This window comes from Novosphingobium naphthalenivorans NBRC 102051, from assembly GCF_001590985.1.
In the GTDB taxonomy this organism is placed as follows: domain Bacteria; phylum Pseudomonadota; class Alphaproteobacteria; order Sphingomonadales; family Sphingomonadaceae; genus Novosphingobium; species Novosphingobium naphthalenivorans.
On record NZ_BCTX01000202.1, the window covers coordinates 1 to 1,314 of the forward strand.

The 1,314-nt window shown below is 64.1% G+C and carries 1 protein-coding gene and 1 pseudogene; both read left to right on the plus strand.

All coding sequences use genetic code 11. The annotated features are described in order from the left end of the window. Window positions 1–1,153 (plus strand): IS21 family transposase (istA, locus tag NN5_RS24700; RefSeq protein WP_067739367.1); only part of this gene is annotated, 1,153 nt, incomplete at its 5' end. Further along, window positions 1,147–1,314: pseudogene (locus tag NN5_RS25545) on the plus strand (ATP-binding protein); the annotation flags it as partial. The gene istA and the pseudogene NN5_RS25545, both read left to right, overlap by 7 nt.

Genomic DNA, 1,314 nt, shown 5'->3' on the forward strand with positions numbered 1-1,314 from the left:
GATCTTCCAACCCGGCGAAGCCTTCCAGTTCGACTGGAGCGAGGACTGGGCCATGATCGGCGGCAGGCAGACCAAGCTGCAGGCCGCTCACACGAAGCTGTCGCACAGCAAGGCATTCATCGTCCGCGCCTATCCGCTCCAGACCCACGAGATGCTGTTTGATGCCATGACCCAGGCCTTCCGGGTGCTGGGCGGCGTGCCGCAGCGCGGGATCTTCGACAACATGAAGACCGCGGTCGACAAGATCGGCAGCGGCAAGGCCCGTCAGGTCAACGCCCGCTTTGCCGCCATGGCGAGCCACTATCTGTTCGAGCCCGAGTTCTGCAATCCTGCCTCGGGATGGGAGAAGGGTCAGGTCGAGAAGAATGTTCAGGATGCGCGGCGCCGACTGTGGCAGGCAATGCCCGCCTTCCCGGACATCGATGCGCTCAATGCCTGGCTTGAGGAGCAATGCATCGCGCAGTGGGAACAGATTCCGCACGGTGTGCTGCCCGGCACCATTGCCGATGTGCATGCCGCCGAGGTCGCGAGCCTGATGCCGCCGGGTCGGCCCTTCGACGGCTTCGTCGAACACACCAAGCGGGTGTCGCCGACATGCCTGATATCCTTCGAACGCAATCGGTACAGCGTGCCCGCATCCTTCGCCAACAGGCCGGTGAGCCTGCGTGTCTACCCCGACCGCATCGTCATCGCCGCCGAGGGACAGATCCTGTGCGAGCATGGGCGGATCATCGAACGATCCCATGATCAGCCGGGACGGACGATCTATGACTGGCGGCACTATCTCGCGGTGATCCAGCGCAAACCGGGGGCCCTGCGCAATGGCGCGCCCTTCACCGAGATGCCGGAGGCGTTCCGGCAGCTGCAGAGCCAACTTCTGAAGCGCCCCGGCGGCGATAGGGAGATGGTGGAGATCCTCTCGTTGGTCCTGCACCATGACGAACAGGCCGTGCTGTGTGCCGTCGAACTGGCTCTCGAGGCCGGCGTCGCGACCAAGACCCATATCCTCAATATCCTGCACCGCCTGGTCGACGGCAAGGACGGCATTCCGCCCAGGATCGATGCCCCGCAGGCCCTGATCCTCTGCCGCGAACCCAAGGCCAACGTCGCACGCTATGATACCCTGCGGGACAAGGATCTGCGCGCATGTTGAGATCTGGGCGTCATGATCCCGCCAGCGCCGCCGTCGTGGTCATGCTGCGCTCTCTCAAGATGTATGGCATGGCCCAGGCTGTCGGCGACCTCATCGAGCAAGGGGCGCCCGCGTTCGATGCGGCCGTTCCGATCCTCTCCCAGTTGCTCAAGGCCGAAGTT